This window comes from Microbacterium sp. C5A9 (assembly GCF_022627955.1).
In the GTDB taxonomy this organism is placed as follows: domain Bacteria; phylum Actinomycetota; class Actinomycetes; order Actinomycetales; family Microbacteriaceae; genus Microbacterium.
In genome coordinates, this window is the sequence record NZ_JABXGD010000009.1 from 21166 (window position 1) to 37514 (window position 16349).

The following is a 16349-nucleotide window of genomic DNA, read 5'->3' on the forward strand; positions in this document are numbered from 1 at the left end:
CTTCAGAGTGACGTGTGTATCTGTGCGTTTCGTATGGCGAAGATGAGTTTCACCTATGGCCTTAGCCTGTTCTTCATGAGTGTCATCCCCGGCGCATGGCGGCGCACGGCAGCGGGAGCCGGTCTGCTCGCATCCGACGGAACCGTCGCGCCCACCATCTTCGCAGAGATGTCAGCAGCTGCGGCCAGAACCGGCGCGATCAATCTCGGACAGGGGTTTCCGGACGAGGACGGACCCACCGAGGTGCTCGAGGCGGCTCGGGCCGCGATCGCCGCCGGCGCCAACCAGTACCCACCCGGGCGGGGCGTCCCCGATCTGCTCGCGGCGATCAGCGAGCATCAGCGACGCTTCTACGGACTCGAGGTCGACGCCGCGACGGAGGTGATCGTGACGGCGGGCGCGACCGAGGCTCTGACCGCGACGATCCTCGCGCTGATCGATGGGCCGGACGACGAGGTCGTCGTGTTCGAGCCGTACTACGACTCGTATGCGGCGGCGGTGGCGTTGGCGGGTGCTCGGCTGCGCACCGTCCCGCTGCGGGCCCCCGACTTCCAGCCCGACCTCGATCGCCTCGCTGCGACCGTCACCGATCGCACCCGCATCATCCTGGTCAATGATCCGCACAACCCCACCGGCGCCGTGTTCGACCACGAGGTCCTCGCGGAGGTGGTCCGACTCGCTGAGAAGCACGATGCGGTGATCGTCACCGACGAGGTCTACGAGCACCTGGCCTTCCGTGCCCCGCACACCCCGATCGCCACACTGCCGGGGGCAGCCGCACGCACGCTGACGATCTCGTCTGCCGGCAAGACGTTCTCGACCACGGGGTGGAAGATCGGCTGGGTGCACGGCCCGGCGGCCCTCATCACCGCCGTCCTCACGGTCAAGCAGTACCTGACATACGTCAACGGCTCGCCCCTGCAGCCGGCCGTCGCCGTCGGATTGCGGCTCGGCGACGAGTACTTCACCGGGGCGGCGTCGCTGCTCGCCCGCAAACACGAGATCCTCGGAGCCGGCCTGACCGCGGCGGGGTTCACGGTGCTCGCTCCGCAGGGCGGCTACTTCACGGTCGCCGATGCGACGGCGCTGGGCGGATCGGACACCGCCGCGTTCTGTCGCGCCCTTCCCGAACGGGCGGGAGTCGTCGCGATCCCGCTGTCGGCCTTCGTCTCGGAAGCCCATCGGGGCGATGTCGCCGGACTCGTGCGATTCGCGGCGTGCAAGCGCGTCGAGGTGCTCGAGGAGGCGGCGCAGCGCCTGGCGGCCAGCTTCTGAAGCGCACGGACGTCGTCAGCGCGGGACCACCGCGTACCGCCGCACACGGAGCGACGGGTTGCTCTCGCGCACGCGATCGATCGCCGAGCGCTCGACGGATGCCACCGCGATGCCCTCGCTCAGGCCCACGCCCGCGATCACGACGCCCTGCGGGTCGATGATCTGCGAGTGCCCCACGCCGACGGGGGCCGGGTGGTCCGCCGCGACCACATACGCCGTGCTCTCGATCGCCCGAGCCGCGAGGAGCGTGGTCCAGTGGTGCTCCTTGAGGGGGCCGCGCACCCACTCGGCGGGGACGACCAGCACATCGGCTCCGGCGTCGACCAGCGTGCGCGCCACCTCGGGGAAGCGCAGGTCATAACAGGTGAGGAGGCCGAAGCGGATGCCGGCGACCTCGAAGGTGGCGGCGCCGAGGTCGCCCGCCGCGATCCACTCCGACTCCGTCTGGCCGAAGGCGTCGTAGAGATGCTGCTTCCGGTAGGTCGCGAGGACGCCATCCCCGCGCACGGCGACGACCGTGTTGTGCACGTGGCGCGCGTCGGAGGCAGTCTCGACGAGACCCGCGACGATCACGACCCCGTGATCCGCCGCGAGCGCCGTGAGCGTCGACACGAAGTCGCCCTCGAGCGTCTCCGCATTAGCCGCGAGGGTCTCGTCCAGGGGATCGACGAAGTAGCTCGAGTACTCGGGGAACACGATGAGGCGAGCGCCGCGCGACGCGGCATCCGCGGTCATCGCGGCGATCCGGTCGCGGTTGTCCTCTCGCGACGCCGTGGGCGCGAACTGGCAGACGGCGACGGGAACGGCTGCGGACACGGTCTCGGTCATGCCCTCATCCTTGCGCATCGGGCGGACGGCGGCCTCGATTCGCGCACTCCCGATTCACGTGTTAGGCTATTCAACGTGCCGCGGGGTGGAGCAGTTCGGTAGCTCGCCGGGCTCATAACCCGGAGGTCGCAGGTTCAAATCCTGTCCCCGCAACGAGAATGCGACACACGAAAGGCCCCTGATCGGGAGAAATCCAGATCAGGGGCCTTTCGCATGTCCGCACGACACCGGCGCGTGGACATCTCCCGTGTCTGCTGCGGCCTCGGCCCCCACGGCGGCGCGTGGCCCTCCTCCGGAGACGACTGATGCCGCCCCTCGGGAGGGGCGGCATCAGTCACTGCAGGGGTGGCTACTCCCCCGAGTCCGCTTCCAGTCCGAGCAGCGTGTTCACGGCATCCGTGAGTCGCTTGTCGGCCTCGGCGAACTTGGTGAGGTCACCTTCCTTGAGGGCGGCCTCACGGTCGGTGAGCGCCTGCTGTGCGGCGGCGAGCGCCTCGGCTTCTGCATCCGTCGGCACGGTCGGCTCGGTGGGCACCTCACCGGTGTCGGGATCCGGCTCGGTCGGTTCGACCTGATCGTCTCCACCTGTCGCTCCGGAGTCGCCGCCGAAGAGGGTGTCGAGCGCCGCGGTGAGCGTGTCCTCGAATGCGACCTTGTCACCGAAGGCCACGAGGACCTTCTGCAGTCGCGGCAGCTTGGTCCCCTCGGACGACTGCACGTAGACCGGCTGCACGTAGAGAAGACCGCCACCGACGGGCAGTGTCAGCAGGTTTCCGTAGAGCACCTCCGACTCACCCTGCTGGAGCAGGTTGAGCTGCGGCACCACGGCCGTGTCGGAGTTGTACGTGTTCTGCACCTGACCGGGACCGGGCACTGTGGTGTCGGTGTCGATCTCGAGCATCCTGAGCTGCCCGTACCCCTCGGCCTTGACGCCGGCCTCGGACCCTGCGTCCGAGTCGACGGCGAGATAGCCCATCAGAACATCTCGGTTGCCGCCGCTCCCCGTCGCCGACGGGATGAACGTCGAGAACATCGAGAACCGGGGCGAATCCTGACCCGGCATCTGCATCGTCAGGTAGTACGGAGGCTGGAGCACCGCGTCGCTGCGCGGGTCGTTGGGCGTCTGCCAGCGGTTGTCCTGCTGGGCGAACGAACCGGCGGTGTCGATGTGGTAGATCCCGAGGACGTCGCGCTGGACCTTGAAGAGGTCGGTCGGGTAGCGCACGTGGCTCATCAGGTCCGACGACATGTCGCTGACCGGCTTGAGCGTCGTCGGGTAGATGTTCTGCCAGCTCTGCAGCACGGGATCCTCGTCGTCCCAGGCGTACAGCGTCACCGATCCGTCGTAGGCGTCGACCGTGGCCTTGACCGAGTTGCGGATGTAGTTGATCTCGTCGATCGCAAGGGTCGGCGAGGGGATGTTCGAGTCGGCGATCGCCTCGGACAGGCTCACGCTCGTCGAGTAGGGATACGTCGAGCTCGTGGTGTACCCGTCGATGATCCAGACCACACGCCCGTCGACGACACTCGGGTACGGGTCGCTGTCGAGCTCGAGGTACGGCGCCACCTTCTGCACGCGCGTCTTCGGGTCGCGGTCGTAGAGGATCTGCGACTCGTCGTTCACCAGGTTGGAGAAGAGGATCTGCTCGGACTGGAACTTGAGCGCGTAGAGGAGCTTGGTGAACGTGTTGCCGATCGCCGGCCCGCCGTCGCCCTCGAACGTGGTCTTGGTCTCGGTAGACCCGTCCTTGCCTCGCGGGTAGTCGATCTCGACGGGGTCAGTGCCGTCCGGAGATCCGACGATCGAGTACTCGGGCGAGTTCTCGCCGAAGTAGACGCGAGGTTCGAACTCCTCCTGCTCGGTGAGGAATCCGGCGGACGGGATGCCGCGCTCGAGGAAGACGGGCTCGCCGTCGGGCGTGCGCTGGTTTCCCGCTGCGACGACGAGTCCGTAGCCGTGCGTGTAGACGGCTGCGCGGTTGTTCCAGTTGGTGACGTCGACGCCCTCCATGTCGAGGTCGCGCACGGAGACGACGGTGTCCTGCATCTCGCCGTCGATCTCATAGCGGTCGACGTCGAGGTTCTCCTGGAACTGGTAGTAGCCGCGGTACTGCTCGAGCTGGCGCACCGCAGGGCTGATGACGGCGGGGTCGACGATGCGGATGGATGCGGTCGTCTCCGCGTCCTCGCGCAGCTGACCCGCTTCGGCGTCGGTCTCGGCCTCGAACGGCGTGGTCTCGAGGTTCGCGACGCCGTAGGCCTCCTTCGTGCCGTCGATGTTCTTCTGATAGAACTCGGCCTGGTAGGCGTTCTGGTTCGGGCGCACCTGGAAGGTGGTCACGGCCCACGGGAATCCGACCCCGACGACCAGCGACGCGACGATGAGCAGAGCGGTCGCCGCGAGCGGGAAGCGCCAGCGGCCGATGACGGCCGTGACGAAGAACAGGATCGCCACGATCGCGGCGATGATCGCGAGGATCGCGAGACCCGGGATGGTCGCGTTGACACCCGTGTACGCGGGGCCGACGATCCGGTCGTCCTGCGCGACGAGCGTCTTGTAGCGGTCGAGCCACAGGCTGGCCGCCTGCACGAGCAGGTACAGACCGGCGATGACCGCGAGCTGGATGCGGGCCGGCTTCGAGATGCGCAGCTCGCCCTGGCCGATGCGGACCGAGCCGTAGAGGTACGACACCAGTGCGGTCACGATCAGCGTGAGCAGGAGCACGGCAGACACGAAGGCGAGCAGGATCGAGTAGAACGGCATCGCGAACATGTAGAACCCGGTGTCCAGGCCGAACTGCGGGTCGAGGGTGTCGGTGGCGACGCCGTTGGCCCACAGCCACACCGTCTTCCACTGGCTCGCGGCCGAGAAGCCGGCGAACAGACCGAAGAAGATCGGCATGCCCCACATCGCGAGGCGGCGGAGCGGCTCGATGACCTCCTGGTACCGGTCGAGCTGCGAGCTGAGCCGCACGTAGACCGGCCGCAGACGGTACGCCAGCTGTATCGCGACGAACAGCGGCACGGCCATGCCGAGGAACCCGACGACGAACATCACCGCCGTGGCGAACCACTGGGTGGTGAGAACTCCCGCGAAGCCCACCTGGTCGAACCAGAGGAATTCGGTGTAGAACGACGCGAAGACGAAGAAGACGGCGATCAGCGCGGCGATGATCGCCAACGAGATGCCGAAGATTCTTCGCGAGGTTCGGGGAGTGGCCGGGTTCGGTGCAGAAGTCGAGGTCACCGTTCCATCCTAGGCATCCCTTACTGTGCTGCGGCTGTCATCCCGGTCACGGCGAGGTCACGACGTCGCAGCTGGGAAGGGAATCGACGTCGCCGCCGTCGGCGATCACCTCGAGAGCCGCGAGCGAGTCGTCGAGCGTGGCGGTGCTGATCACGGTGAGCCCGTCGGGTACATGACCGGTCACCTCGTCGCAGTTCGACTCCGGTGCGAGGAAGAAGTCCGCCCCCGCATCGCGCGCGCCGTAGAGCTTCTGACGGATGCCGCCGATGGGGCCGACCGTTCCGTCAGCCTCGATCGTCCCCGTGCCCGCGATGTTCTCGCCGCCGTTGAGTTCGCCCGGCGTCAGGGTGTCGACGATGCCCAGGGCGAACATCATCCCCGCGCTGGGACCGCCCACGTTGTCGAGCTGGAGGGTGACGTCGATCTCGAAGTCGTAGTCGGTGCGCAGGGTGACGCCGATCAGCCAGGTCGTCACGTCGCCCTCGACCTGCTTCTCGGGCGTGACCTCGACGGTCTTCTCCTCGCCGCCGCGCAGCACCGTGAGCATGACGGGGTCGCCCCCGGCATCCTGGATCGCCTGACGCAGCTGCTTGGCCGAGTCCACCGGAGTCCCGCCGATCGCGGTCACGATGTCATCGGGCTCGAGAGCGCCCTGCGCCGGAGAGTCCTCGAGCACATCGACGACCGCGACCTGCGCGCCCGTGTCGTAGTCGAGCGCGTTCAGGGCCGCGGCGGTCGCCTCGTGCTGCGAGTCGACCATGAGCGTCGCGTTCCGCTCGTCGCGCTGCTCGGTGGTGACGCCCTCGGGGAAGACCGAGTCGAGCGGGACGACGGCGCGGGAGCGGTCCATCCAGGCGAGGGCCAGCTCGAACCAGCTCGGTGTGCGCTCCCGGTTGCCCACGACCTGCACGGTGGTGAGGTCGAGCGTGCCAGCGGTCTCGAAGGTCTCCGTGCCCTCGATGCTGATCAGCGGGACCTGCTCGCCCTCGGCATCGGCAGCAGTGCCGAGCGTGTCGTACACGGGCCCCGGCCGCTGGATCACGTACGGCGTCGGCAGGAAGGTCAGGACCACGAGCGCGACCAGGGCGACGACCAGCGCCCAGACTCCGAGTCCGAGCCTCACGGGCCGGGTTCGATCCACAGGGTTCCTCCGTCGTTCGCGGGCGGCGTACAGCTATCTGTCCGCGTTCGGGGTCCCGCGGCCGCTCCTGTGACTAGCGTAGAGGCCACGGCTTCAGACGTGCTGAGAGGCGACAGCGATGGCAGACAACGATCCGACCCCCGAGGACTTCGAGGAGTTCCTCCGACGAATGATGTCCGGCCAGGGAGCCGGCGACATCGACCCCGAGGCGCTGCGCAACGCGCTCTCCGGGATGGACGGGCTCCAGCTCGACCCGGCCATGATGCAGACGATCATGGCGCAGCTGCAGGGAGCCTTCGGCGGCGACGCCTGGGAGAACTCTCTGCGACAGGCGCTGCACATCGCGAACCGCGACGGCCTCGGCATCACCGACGGCTCGCGCACATCGCTGACCGATTCCTTCGCGCTCGCGAACCTCTGGCTCGGAGAGGCGACGACCATCTCGGAGCTCGCGGAGCCGCCCAGGGCGATGACCCGCGGCGAATGGGTCGAGGCGACCCTGCCGGTGTGGAAGGAGATCGCGGAGCCCGTGTCGACGAGCATCGCCGACGCGCTCACCAGCGCGCTGGACACCCAGGTGCCCGAAGACATGCGCGGCCTCGTGCAGGGAGCGGGCAAGCTCATGCGCGGTCTCGGCGGATCCGTGTTCGCCGCCCAGTTCGGACAGGTGCTCGGCAATCTCTCGCTCGAGGTCGTGTCGGGCGGCGATGTCGGCATCCCGGTGCTCCCGGCCGGGACCGCCGCGGTGATCCCGCAGAACCTCACCGCCTTCGGCGAGGGTCTCGAGATCCCCGAAGACCAGATCACCCTCTATCTCGCGACACGCGAACTCGCCTACGCGCGCCTGTACCGCCATGCCAAGTGGCTGCATCTGCACGTGATGGCGCAGATCACCGACTTCGCGCGCGGAGTCACGGTCGATGTCGATGCGCTCGAGGACGTCGCGAGCCGGCTCGATCCCTCGAACCCCGAGGAGCTGCGCGCGGCGATCGAGGGCGGTGCGCTGCTTCCCACGCAGAGCGAGGCTCAGAGCGAGGCTCTGGCGCGGCTCGAGAACCTCGTCGCCACGATCGACGGCTGGGTCGACGTGGTCACGGCGCAGGCGACATCGCGCCTTCCCGACGGCGCACGCATCGCCGAGGCGGCACGCCGCCGACGCGCGGTGGGGGGACCTGCCGAAGACGCGCTGGGCGCGCTCGTCGGGCTCAAGCTGCGTCCACGCCGCCTGCGGGAGGCCTCCGCGATGTGGCAGGCGGTGACCGACGCCGTCGGCACCGCGGGACGCGACGCCCTCTGGGACTACCCGGATCTGATGCCGACCGCGGAGGACATCGACGACCCGTCGGCGCTCGTCGCACGTCTGCAGGCCACGGCACGCGGCGAGCAGCCTGTCGCCGACGAGTTCGATGAGGCCCTCGCCCGCCTGCTCGACGGCGACGACTTCTCCGGAGACGGCTCCGGCGCGACGGATGCCGACACGGACACCGACACCGATCCGAGCGATCAGGGCGAAGAGGACGGGCCCGGGGGCGACCGCCCCGTGTGATCCGACGACGGCGACGCGGGAGTTCTCCACGGATGCTGCGCCGGCGCCCACCGCGCACGGCCGAGTCCGCAGAATCGAGGGATGTCTCCGCTGACGCCCAGGATCCTCACCCGACTCGACCCCGACGTACCGCTGCTGTGGCGTGACGGGGAGACGCTGCAGATCGGCATCGAGGGGACTCTGCGCATCCCCGCGTCGGCCCCCTGGGTCGAGCTTCTCGTCGGCAGGATGGCGGCGGGCTTCCGTCGCGGAGCCTTCGATGTGGTGGCGCACTCCGTGGGTGCGCCCCGCGGTGAAGCGCGGATGCTCCTCGCCCGTCTCGAGCCGCTGCTCGTCGACGACTCTCCCCCGCCGCGGGCCGCATGGGTGGAGAGCATCGACGTGCTCGACGCGCGGTGCGAGTTCCGGCTGCGCGAGGCGCTCTCCGACGAAGGAGTCGCGCTCGGCACACGGACCACCGCCGAGGACATCGGCGTGATCCTCGTCGAGGGGGCCGCTGCGGCGCTGCAGTTCGCCCGCTACCTCCGCGAGGACACTCCGCATCTTCCCGTGTCGCTGGAGCGGGGGCGCACCACGGTCGGCCCTCTCGTCGTGCCCGGAGAGTCGCCCTGCCTCTCCTGTCGCGACGCCCACGAACGCGATCGAGACCCCGCGTGGCCGCGCATGCACGCGCAGCTCATCGGCAGGCCCGCGGGCCCCCTGAGCGTGGCACGCATCGCGGATGCCGCGCGACTCGCCGCGAAACTCCTTCTCGCGGATTCGGCGGCAGGCTCGTTCGTCGAGGTCAGCGCCGACGGCCACCACGCGTGGCGTTCGGTGACGTTTCACGAAGAATGCCGGTGCCGCGAGCTGTCGTCCCTATCTCCGCGAGGAACCGCGACGGAGCCCGATCCCCTCGTCCCGCCGACCGCGACCACGACAGTGCGAGGGTACGCGCAGCGCGCGTGACGCCGACGTAGGCGAGACGTCTCTCCTCGTCGATCGCCTCGAAGCTGGTGGCATACGAGATCGGCAGCGCTCCCTCCGCCCAGCCGGCGAGATGGACGTGCGGCCACTCGAGGCCCTTCGCCGCGTGCAGGGTCGACAGGGTCACCGTGCGCATCGTGGGCTCGTGCTGATCCTTCGCGCGGGCCATCAGCGCATCGCTGAAGCTGCGGAGGTTCTCGTCCGGCCCGGCCTCCTCGGCGAGACGCAGAATCGCTCGGCGTGCCTCCCAGCCGTCACGCTGAGCACCGCCGGCGGCCGGCGGCTCCTCGGTCAGGCCCAGCTCGCGGAGCACCCGCTGGACGCCGGGGAGGAATCCGTGCTCGGTCGGCGCCACCGCAGCGGCGCGCAACGCGAGGATCGCCTGGCGCACCTCGGGCATCGCGAAGAAGCGCGTGCCGCCGAGCACCGATGTCGCGATGCCCTCGGCGGCGAGAGCCTGCTGCAGAACAGCGGACTGCGCGTGGGCGCGGTACAGCACGGCGATGTCGGCGGGCGACGCTCCGGCCTCGATGCGGGCGGAGACGGCCGTGGCGATGCCCGCGGCCTCGTCGTGCTCGCTGTCGTACGCGGTCACGGTCGGCGCCTCGGCGTTGAAGGTCTCGCGCGCCGGCACGAGCTCGAGGGCTCCCGGGCGATCGTGCATCAGGGCGTTGGCCGCCTCGAGGATCGGCGCCTGCGACCGGTAGTTCGTCTCCAGTCTCACCACGGTGGCATCCGGATGGCGTCGCTCGAACTCCAGGAGGAAGCGCTGCTCCGCTCCCGCGAACGAGTAGATCGTCTGGCTCGCATCACCGACGACGCAGATGTCTCGGCGATCGCCGAGCCAGAGCTCCAGCAGGCGGTTCTGCAGCGGCGAGACGTCCTGGAACTCGTCGACGGTGAAATGGCGGTACTGCTCGTGGACGGATGCCGCCACGCGAGGCTCCGCCTCGAGCATGCCCGCGCACGCGAGCAGCACGTCTTCGAAGTCGAGCTGATGCCGCTCGTCCTTGAGCGCCTCGTATCGCTGCTGCAGCTCGACGAGCTGGGTCTGATCGATGCCCGTCACCGCGCGACCGAGTGCCGCGTGCTGATCGATCGAGAGCATCGAGACCTTGCGCCACTCGATCTCCGAGGCGATGTCGCGGAGCGTGGCCGTGCTCGGACGCATCCGCATCGCGTCGGCGGCCTGGCCCAGCATCCGGACCTTGTTGTCGATGATCGACGGAGCAGGAGACCCGGCGAGCGTCGGCCAGAAGAAGTTCAGCTGTGCGAGCGCCGCCGCGTGGAACGTCCGCGCAGCGACCCCCTCGACTCCGAGCGCCCTGAGTCGGCCGCGGAGTTCTCCGGCGGCCTTGGCGGTGAAGGTCACGGCCATCACCCGCGAGGGCGAGTACGCGCCGGTGTCGACTCCGTGTGCGATGCGGTGCGTGATCACACGGGTCTTGCCGGTCCCCGCTCCGGCGAGCACGGCCACGGGTCCGCGCAGCACCGATGCCGCCTCCCGCTGCCGTTCGTCGAGCGCTTCGAGTGCACTCACTCGCGATCCTCGAACCACGCCACGATCAGGGCGCGTGCGATGGATGCGGGTCCGGGGAGCCCCACAGGGCCCTCACCGGCGAGCGCCGTGGCGATCTCCGCCCGCGTGAACCATCGGACGTCGATGATCTCCTCGCCGTCCGGACGCACCTCGTCCTCGTCGACGGCGACGGCGCGGAACCCGAGCATCAGTGAGCGAGGGAAAGGCCACGGCTGCGAGGAGACGTAGTCGAGGGAGGCGAGGCGCACGCCGGCCTCCTCCTCCAGCTCGCGGTGGACGGTCGACTCCAGCGACTCCCCCGCCTCGGTGAACCCCGCGAAGCACGAGTACATCCGTCCGCCCCAGTTCGCGTTCGCCCCGAGGAGCAGACGTTCGCCGTCGGGGCTCTCGACCGCGACGATGACCGCCGGGTCGGTCCGCGGGAAGTGCTCCTTGCCGCACACGAGGCAGTGCCGCGACCATCCGGCCTGGCGAAGCTCGGTGCCGCCGCCGCAGGCGGGGCAGAACGGTGCATCCCGCAGCCACCCGGCGAGTGCGAGCGCCTCGATCAGCAGCTCCGTCTCACCGGCCGCGAGCCGGCCGCCGAGATCGCGAAGCCCGAGCCAGGTCTCGTCGGGCGCGGCATCGAGCGTGTCGGCCTCCGGCGGCAGGGCTGCCAGCAGGATCGCGGATCCCTGCTCATCGCGTCCCAGCAGCGCCCAGGTCGCGTCATCGATCTGGGAGGGCTCGACGCGCAGCAGGGAGACCTCGCCGACCTCGCCCCCGACGATGCGGGTCCGCCCCTGGCGGACGGCGATCACCCTGGTCGTGGCCTCAGCGCGGAGTCGATCGATGACCGCCGCTTCGGTCCTCAGATCGGCGGCGCGGTCGAGGGACGGGCGCATTGTGGTCATCGACTCCCTCTCTCACGGGCGTGGCGGAGGCGGGACCGCCCCCGAGCCGACCTACCCTAAGGGGATGGGACGCTCTCCTTTCACTCTAGCCGCGGCAGTGACGGCCGCACTGCCCGGAGCGGAGGTCACGGGCGCCCGCGCCCTGTCGTCTGCCGCGGACGGCCGATTCGACTCCGCCGTCGCCACGCTGGCGGACGGCCGCGAACTCGCCATCCGCGTCGCGGAAGACGAGGAGTCGGCGCGTGAGCTGGCCGCCGAGGCCATCGCGCTGCGCGCCCTCACCGCCGGCGCCCGTGCGATGCTGCCGTTCCGCGCACCCGGGTATGTCGGCGAGACCCGCCTGGGAGACGCACCGGCTCTGGTCACCGAGCTCCTTCCCGGGTTCCAGATCGACGCGGCGCTCGTCCCGGCCGGCCGCGGGGCGGCGGAATCGATGGGAGCGGCGATCGCGGCCGTCCATGCGCTGCCCACCTCGGTGGTCCGCAGCGCCGGGCTCCTCGCACGCTCCGCACAGGAGAGCCGCGACGAACTGGCCCGCCTGATCGACACGGCCGCAGCGACGGGTCGCGTTCCCGCCCGCCTCACCGTCCGCTGGCGTGAAGCGGTGGACGACGACGAGCTGTGGCGCTTCGAGTCGACCGTGGTCCTCGGGGGCGCGCAGGCCTCGTCGTTCGTCTTCGCGGACGAGTCCGACCGAGGCCCGGAGGTCACCGGGGTCCTGGGCTGGCACTCCCTGTCTGTCGGAGATCCCGCGATCGACCTGTCCTGGTTGTCCACCGCGCCGGATGCCGCGGCCGATGTGCACTCCGCGTACGCGCGATCGATCGATCGCGCCTCCGACCCTGCGCTCGAGATCCGGGCGCGCCTGCTCGCAGAGCTGGAGTTCGCGCGCTGGCTCGTGCACGGCGATTCCCTGCGCCGGACCGACATCGTCGACGACGCCGCCGCCCTGCTTGAGGCGCTCGCCGACGGACTGCACTCCGACGACCTCTCGGTCATCGCGTCGCGCGCTGCCGGCGTGGATTCGGCGATGGACGCCCTCGACCGGGTTCCGGCCAGCGCGGTGTCCGGAGTCGACACGTCGATGCAGACCGACGCGTACAACCCGGAAGACCTCTGGCACGCGTCGGACGATGACGCGACCGGAGACATCACCGCTGCGACCGAGGCGGCACGGCGCGCTCAGGCCGGGGCGCTGGAGACGGAGGATCTGTCGGGCGTGCGCGACTCGCTCGGCGATGCGGAGTACGGCGAGAGCGACGACGAGTCACGGGTCGCCTCGTCCTCGGCGGCGCGCACAGCGGCGAGACGGACGGAGTCCGATGACGACACCGCGTCGAGCTCGCCGGAGGACGAGGCTCAGCGGGCAGCCCGCGCGGCGCTCCAGCGCTGGAAGAGCTCGAGTTCCGAGTAGACCCTGTCACCACGGATGATCAGGTCGTCGGCGACGTAGTAGAGCGCCACGTCGATCTCCTCGAGCGGGACCCCGAACCGCCGGTGGTAGGCGAGCCGATAGAGCGCCAGCTGCAGCATCCGCTCCTCGCGCTCCTGCGGGGTGCGTGGAGCCTTGCCGGTCTTCCAGTCGACGATCTCGATGCGCCCCCCGCGGTCCGCTCGACGGTAGACGGCGTCGAGCTTGCAGATGACGATGTTGCCGGCCTCGGACGCACCCGGCGCGTCGGGCACGTCGGCGATCTCGGTCGGATGCTCGCGCACGATCCCGCTGCCGAGCGCGAAGTCGATCTCGATCTCGACCGCGATGGGCTGCAGCCCTCCCCATTCGCTGCGCTCGAACACGGCCTGCAGAGTCGACAGGTCCGCGGCGTCCGCGGCGGACACGTCCGCGCCTGCCTCTCCCCAGGACGCGTCCTCCTCATCGAGCTCCCAAAGCGCCTCGTCGACACGTGCGCCGACGCCCACCAGCTCGCTGCGCCGCTCCACCCAGGCGTGGAACAGCGTGCCCAGGCGGGTCTGCCGGTAGGGCCTCTCCGGCATGGGGCGCACGATCGAAGACAGAGTGCCGCTGAAATCGGTGACGTAGTCCTTGAACCGCGATGCGGGGACCCTGGTCGGCGGCGGAGCATCGACACCCCGCAGACGCGCGGCCCGCTCGGCGAGCAGCCGTGCGAGTTCCGGCGTCGCCACGGGGTCTTCCGCCGCCGCCTCGCGCACGGCCTGCGCCGCGGCCTCCACGACACCGCGGCGCCCGCCGAGCGGGTCGAGCGGCCACGTCAGCGTCGATCCCGGACCCTCATACGGGTTCTCATCGGGGTCGACCTCACCGATCTCCTCCAGTCCGCGGACCTCGATCGCCTCGACCAGATAGGGACTCGGCACTCGGGGTGACTTCTGTCCCGCCCAGTGCGCCCCCGTGAGCAGAAGGTCGGTGCGCGCACGGGTCACGGCGACATAGGCCAGCCGACGCTCCTCCTGCTGCTGATAAGCGCGGTAGGCGTCCTTGAACCGACGGAGCGCGCCGCCCTGCGGATTGGCCTTCGAGATGCCGCCGGAGAGCGAGGACTGCGCGAGCGCCTGACGCTTCTTGGGATCGGCTTCGTCGCCGATCGCCGCGGCGGGATCCCACTCGAAGCGCGGGAGGGCATCCCGGTCACCGCGAAGCGCGAACGGCACGACGCCGAATCCGAACCACCCCGACGTGTCGGACACGCGGCTGGGCAGTTCATCGGAGACCAGGCGGACGACGGCGACGGCGTCCCATTCGAGACCCTTGGACCCGTGGATGGTGAGCAGCTGCACGACGCCCGGCTCGGGAGGTTCGGGCCTCGGCATCAGCTCGTCGGTGCTCTCGGCCTTGTCGAGCCAGGCGAGAAGACTCGCGATGGTGCCGCGGTCGTCGGCTGCCAGGAACGCGCGGACCTCGTCGGAGAACGCCCTCAACTGGGTGGCGGCGACACGGGCAGGGCCGCGGGTCTCGTTCGCCGCGAGCTCGATGTCGAGCCTGAGCTCGAGCTCGATGAGACGGACCAGCTCGGGAATCGGCTGCGACGAGGCTCGGCGCAGCCGCTCGAGCATCTCCCCCGCCGCGCGGATGCGCGATCTTCCCTCGGGCGTGATGTCCGCGATGAGGCGATAGTCGTCCCGCACCGCTCTCACGACGTCGACAGCGTCGATGATGGAGACGGCCTCGTCGGCTCCGCGCGATGACCGCAGTCGTACGCGCACCTCTTCGGGCAGCGGCACCATGCCCGTGTCTCGTTCGGAGAGCGTGCGGCCGAGGTCGTACAGCGCTGCCATGTCTGCGACCCCCACCGCGAACCGGGGCCCCGTGAGCAGACGGATCAACGCCGACCCTGCGGTGGGGTCGTGGACGGCCCGCAAGGTCGACACGACGTCGACGACCTCCGGAGTGGCGAGGAGTCCGCCGAGCCCGAGGATGCGATGGGGAATGCCCTGAGCCGCGAGGGCTGCCGCGAACGTCTGCATGTGCTTCTTCGAGCGGAACAGGATCGCTCCGGTGTGCGGTCGCCCTGCCGACGCCGAGTCGTGGGCCGCCCGGCGCTCAGCGAACCAGGTCGCGACCTCGTCGGCCTCCGCATCGACGGTGAAGGGGAAGCGCACCTCGACCGCGCCCTCCGCCGCCCCGGGTCGGGGTTCGAGCGGAGGCACGTCGAGTCCGGGGCGCTGGAGGGGTACGAGGATGCGATTCGCGACGTCGAGGATGCCGGTGTCGTTGCGCCAGCTCGTCATGAGGCTGTAGGTCTGCGCGCCCTCGCCGGCAGATGCGAAGGCTCCGGAGAACGCGTACAGGTTGTCGGCGCTCGCTCCCCGCCAGCCGTAGATCGACTGGTGCGGGTCGCCGACCGCCATGACCGCCGAATCGCGGAAGAGCTCCGCGAGGAACTTCGTCTGGATGACGGAGGTGTCCTGGTACTCGTCGAGGAGGACGACCCTGTGCTGCTCGCGCAGGTCCGTCCGGACGTCCGGAGCGGATTCGACGATGTCGAAGGCGCCGCCGACCTGGTCCGCGAAATCGAGCACTCCGCGTCGGCCCTTCTCGGCGATGTACTCGCGCACGAGCTGCGCCAGCGTGCCCAGACCGAGCAGGTTGCCTGCGGCCTTGTCGACATCGCCGTTGCCCCGATACGACTCGAAGGCCGCAGCCTGGTCGCGCGCGATACCCACCGCACGGTCGAGGTCGACGCGGTGATCGAGCACGTCACCCGCCAGACGCTGCACCGCATCGATCACGGTACCCAGCGCGAAGTCGATCTCCTCGAGCTCGGGAAGATCCGAGCGCAGCACGACCTCGCGCGCCAGCATCCAGGATGCCGCCTGGCTGAGCATCGCCACGTCGGAATCGCGCCCGATGCGCGCGGCATGCTCGCGTACGATGCCGTCGGCGAACGCGTTGTACGTCGAGACCCGTGGCCGGATCATCAGGTCCTCGGCCGCGCGTGGGGTCGCCGGATCCCACCCGGTGGAGTAGTGCTCCGCGAGTTCGTCGAGCACCTGCCGGCGCACGACCTCGCGCTGCCGTCCGGCAGCGGCGGCGTCGACCCGCCCCAGCACGCCGGATGCCACGATCTCGGGCAGGAACGGGAGCAGACCGCGACGACCGTACTCGTCGATGACAGCCAGGCGAGCGCCGATGCGTTCGGCCAGCTCCCCTGCGGCCTTGCGGGTGAAGGTCAGTCCGAGGATCTCGTCGCGTCGCACATGGCCGTTGGCCACCAGCCACACCACCCGCCCGGACATCGTCTCGGTCTTGCCGCTGCCCGCTCCGGCCACGACCAGTGCGGGCGCGGGCGGCGCCTCGATCACACGCTGCTGCGCGGGAGTCGGCGAGGGCTGCCCGAGGGCGGCGGCGACGTCCGTCGCCGAGATGCCGAGGGTCCCCGGCCACCGTGCGGGCGCCGCCGGGTCGAGCGCACTCGCCGTCGTCTCGGACATGG

9 protein-coding genes and 1 tRNA gene are annotated in these 16349 nt (G+C 69.9%); 4 read left to right on the forward strand and 6 right to left on the reverse strand.

Annotated features, from left to right (window positions below; genetic code table 11):
- Positions 1-75 precede the first annotated feature (75 nt).
- Entirely contained in the window at positions 76-1275 is a 1200-nt protein-coding gene (locus HWD99_RS16310; RefSeq protein ID WP_241797242.1) for an aminotransferase class I/II-fold pyridoxal phosphate-dependent enzyme, read from the forward strand.
- A gap of 15 nt (positions 1276-1290) precedes the next feature.
- Here HWD99_RS16310 and HWD99_RS16315 read toward each other — a convergent pair whose 3' ends face one another.
- Positions 1291-2103 carry a carbon-nitrogen hydrolase family protein gene (locus tag HWD99_RS16315; protein ID WP_241797243.1) on the reverse strand — a complete coding sequence of 271 codons (813 nt, stop codon included), beginning with the start codon at positions 2101-2103 and terminating at the stop codon, positions 1291-1293.
- 79 nt (positions 2104-2182) lie between these two features.
- Between HWD99_RS16315 and HWD99_RS16320 the strand changes: the two genes are divergently transcribed.
- Positions 2183-2256, forward strand: a tRNA-Met gene (locus HWD99_RS16320).
- Positions 2257-2452: 196 nt separating this feature from the next.
- Here HWD99_RS16320 and HWD99_RS16325 read toward each other — a convergent pair.
- Positions 2453-5350, reverse strand: coding sequence for a UPF0182 family protein (locus tag HWD99_RS16325; protein ID WP_241797244.1), 2898 nt, complete (start codon positions 5348-5350; stop codon positions 2453-2455).
- A 46-nt stretch (positions 5351-5396) separates the two neighbouring features.
- Positions 5397-6491 carry a PDZ domain-containing protein gene (locus HWD99_RS16330; RefSeq protein WP_241797245.1) on the reverse strand — a complete coding sequence of 365 codons (1095 nt, stop codon included), beginning with the start codon at positions 6489-6491 and terminating at the stop codon, positions 5397-5399.
- A 118-nt stretch (positions 6492-6609) separates the two neighbouring features.
- Here HWD99_RS16330 and HWD99_RS16335 point away from each other — a divergent pair, with 118 nt between their 5' ends.
- On the forward strand, positions 6610-8037 hold the full coding sequence (locus HWD99_RS16335) for a zinc-dependent metalloprotease (protein ID WP_241797246.1): 1428 nt from the start codon (positions 6610-6612) through the stop codon (positions 8035-8037).
- 784 nt (positions 8038-8821) lie between these two features.
- Here HWD99_RS16335 and HWD99_RS16340 read toward each other — a convergent pair.
- Positions 8822-10543: an ATP-dependent helicase gene (locus HWD99_RS16340; RefSeq protein ID WP_241797247.1), complete on the reverse strand. Its 1722-nt coding sequence runs from the start codon at positions 10541-10543 to the stop codon at positions 8822-8824.
- Positions 10540-11436 carry an NAD(+) diphosphatase gene (nudC, locus tag HWD99_RS16345; protein WP_241797248.1) on the reverse strand — a complete coding sequence of 299 codons (897 nt, stop codon included), beginning with the start codon at positions 11434-11436 and terminating at the stop codon, positions 10540-10542. The genes HWD99_RS16340 and nudC overlap by 4 nt, the downstream gene beginning before the upstream one ends.
- 64 nt (positions 11437-11500) lie before the next feature.
- Between nudC and HWD99_RS16350 the strand changes: the two genes are divergently transcribed.
- Complete coding sequence (locus HWD99_RS16350; protein ID WP_241797249.1) at positions 11501-12850, forward strand: phosphotransferase; 1350 nt, start codon at positions 11501-11503, stop codon at positions 12848-12850.
- Here HWD99_RS16350 and HWD99_RS16355 read toward each other — a convergent pair.
- The gene (locus HWD99_RS16355; protein ID WP_374205484.1) at positions 12796-16347 is read right to left on the reverse strand and encodes a UvrD-helicase domain-containing protein; all 3552 of its coding nucleotides are present in this window, start codon (positions 16345-16347) and stop codon (positions 12796-12798) included. The genes HWD99_RS16350 and HWD99_RS16355 overlap by 55 nt on opposite strands.
- Positions 16348-16349 lie beyond the last annotated feature (2 nt).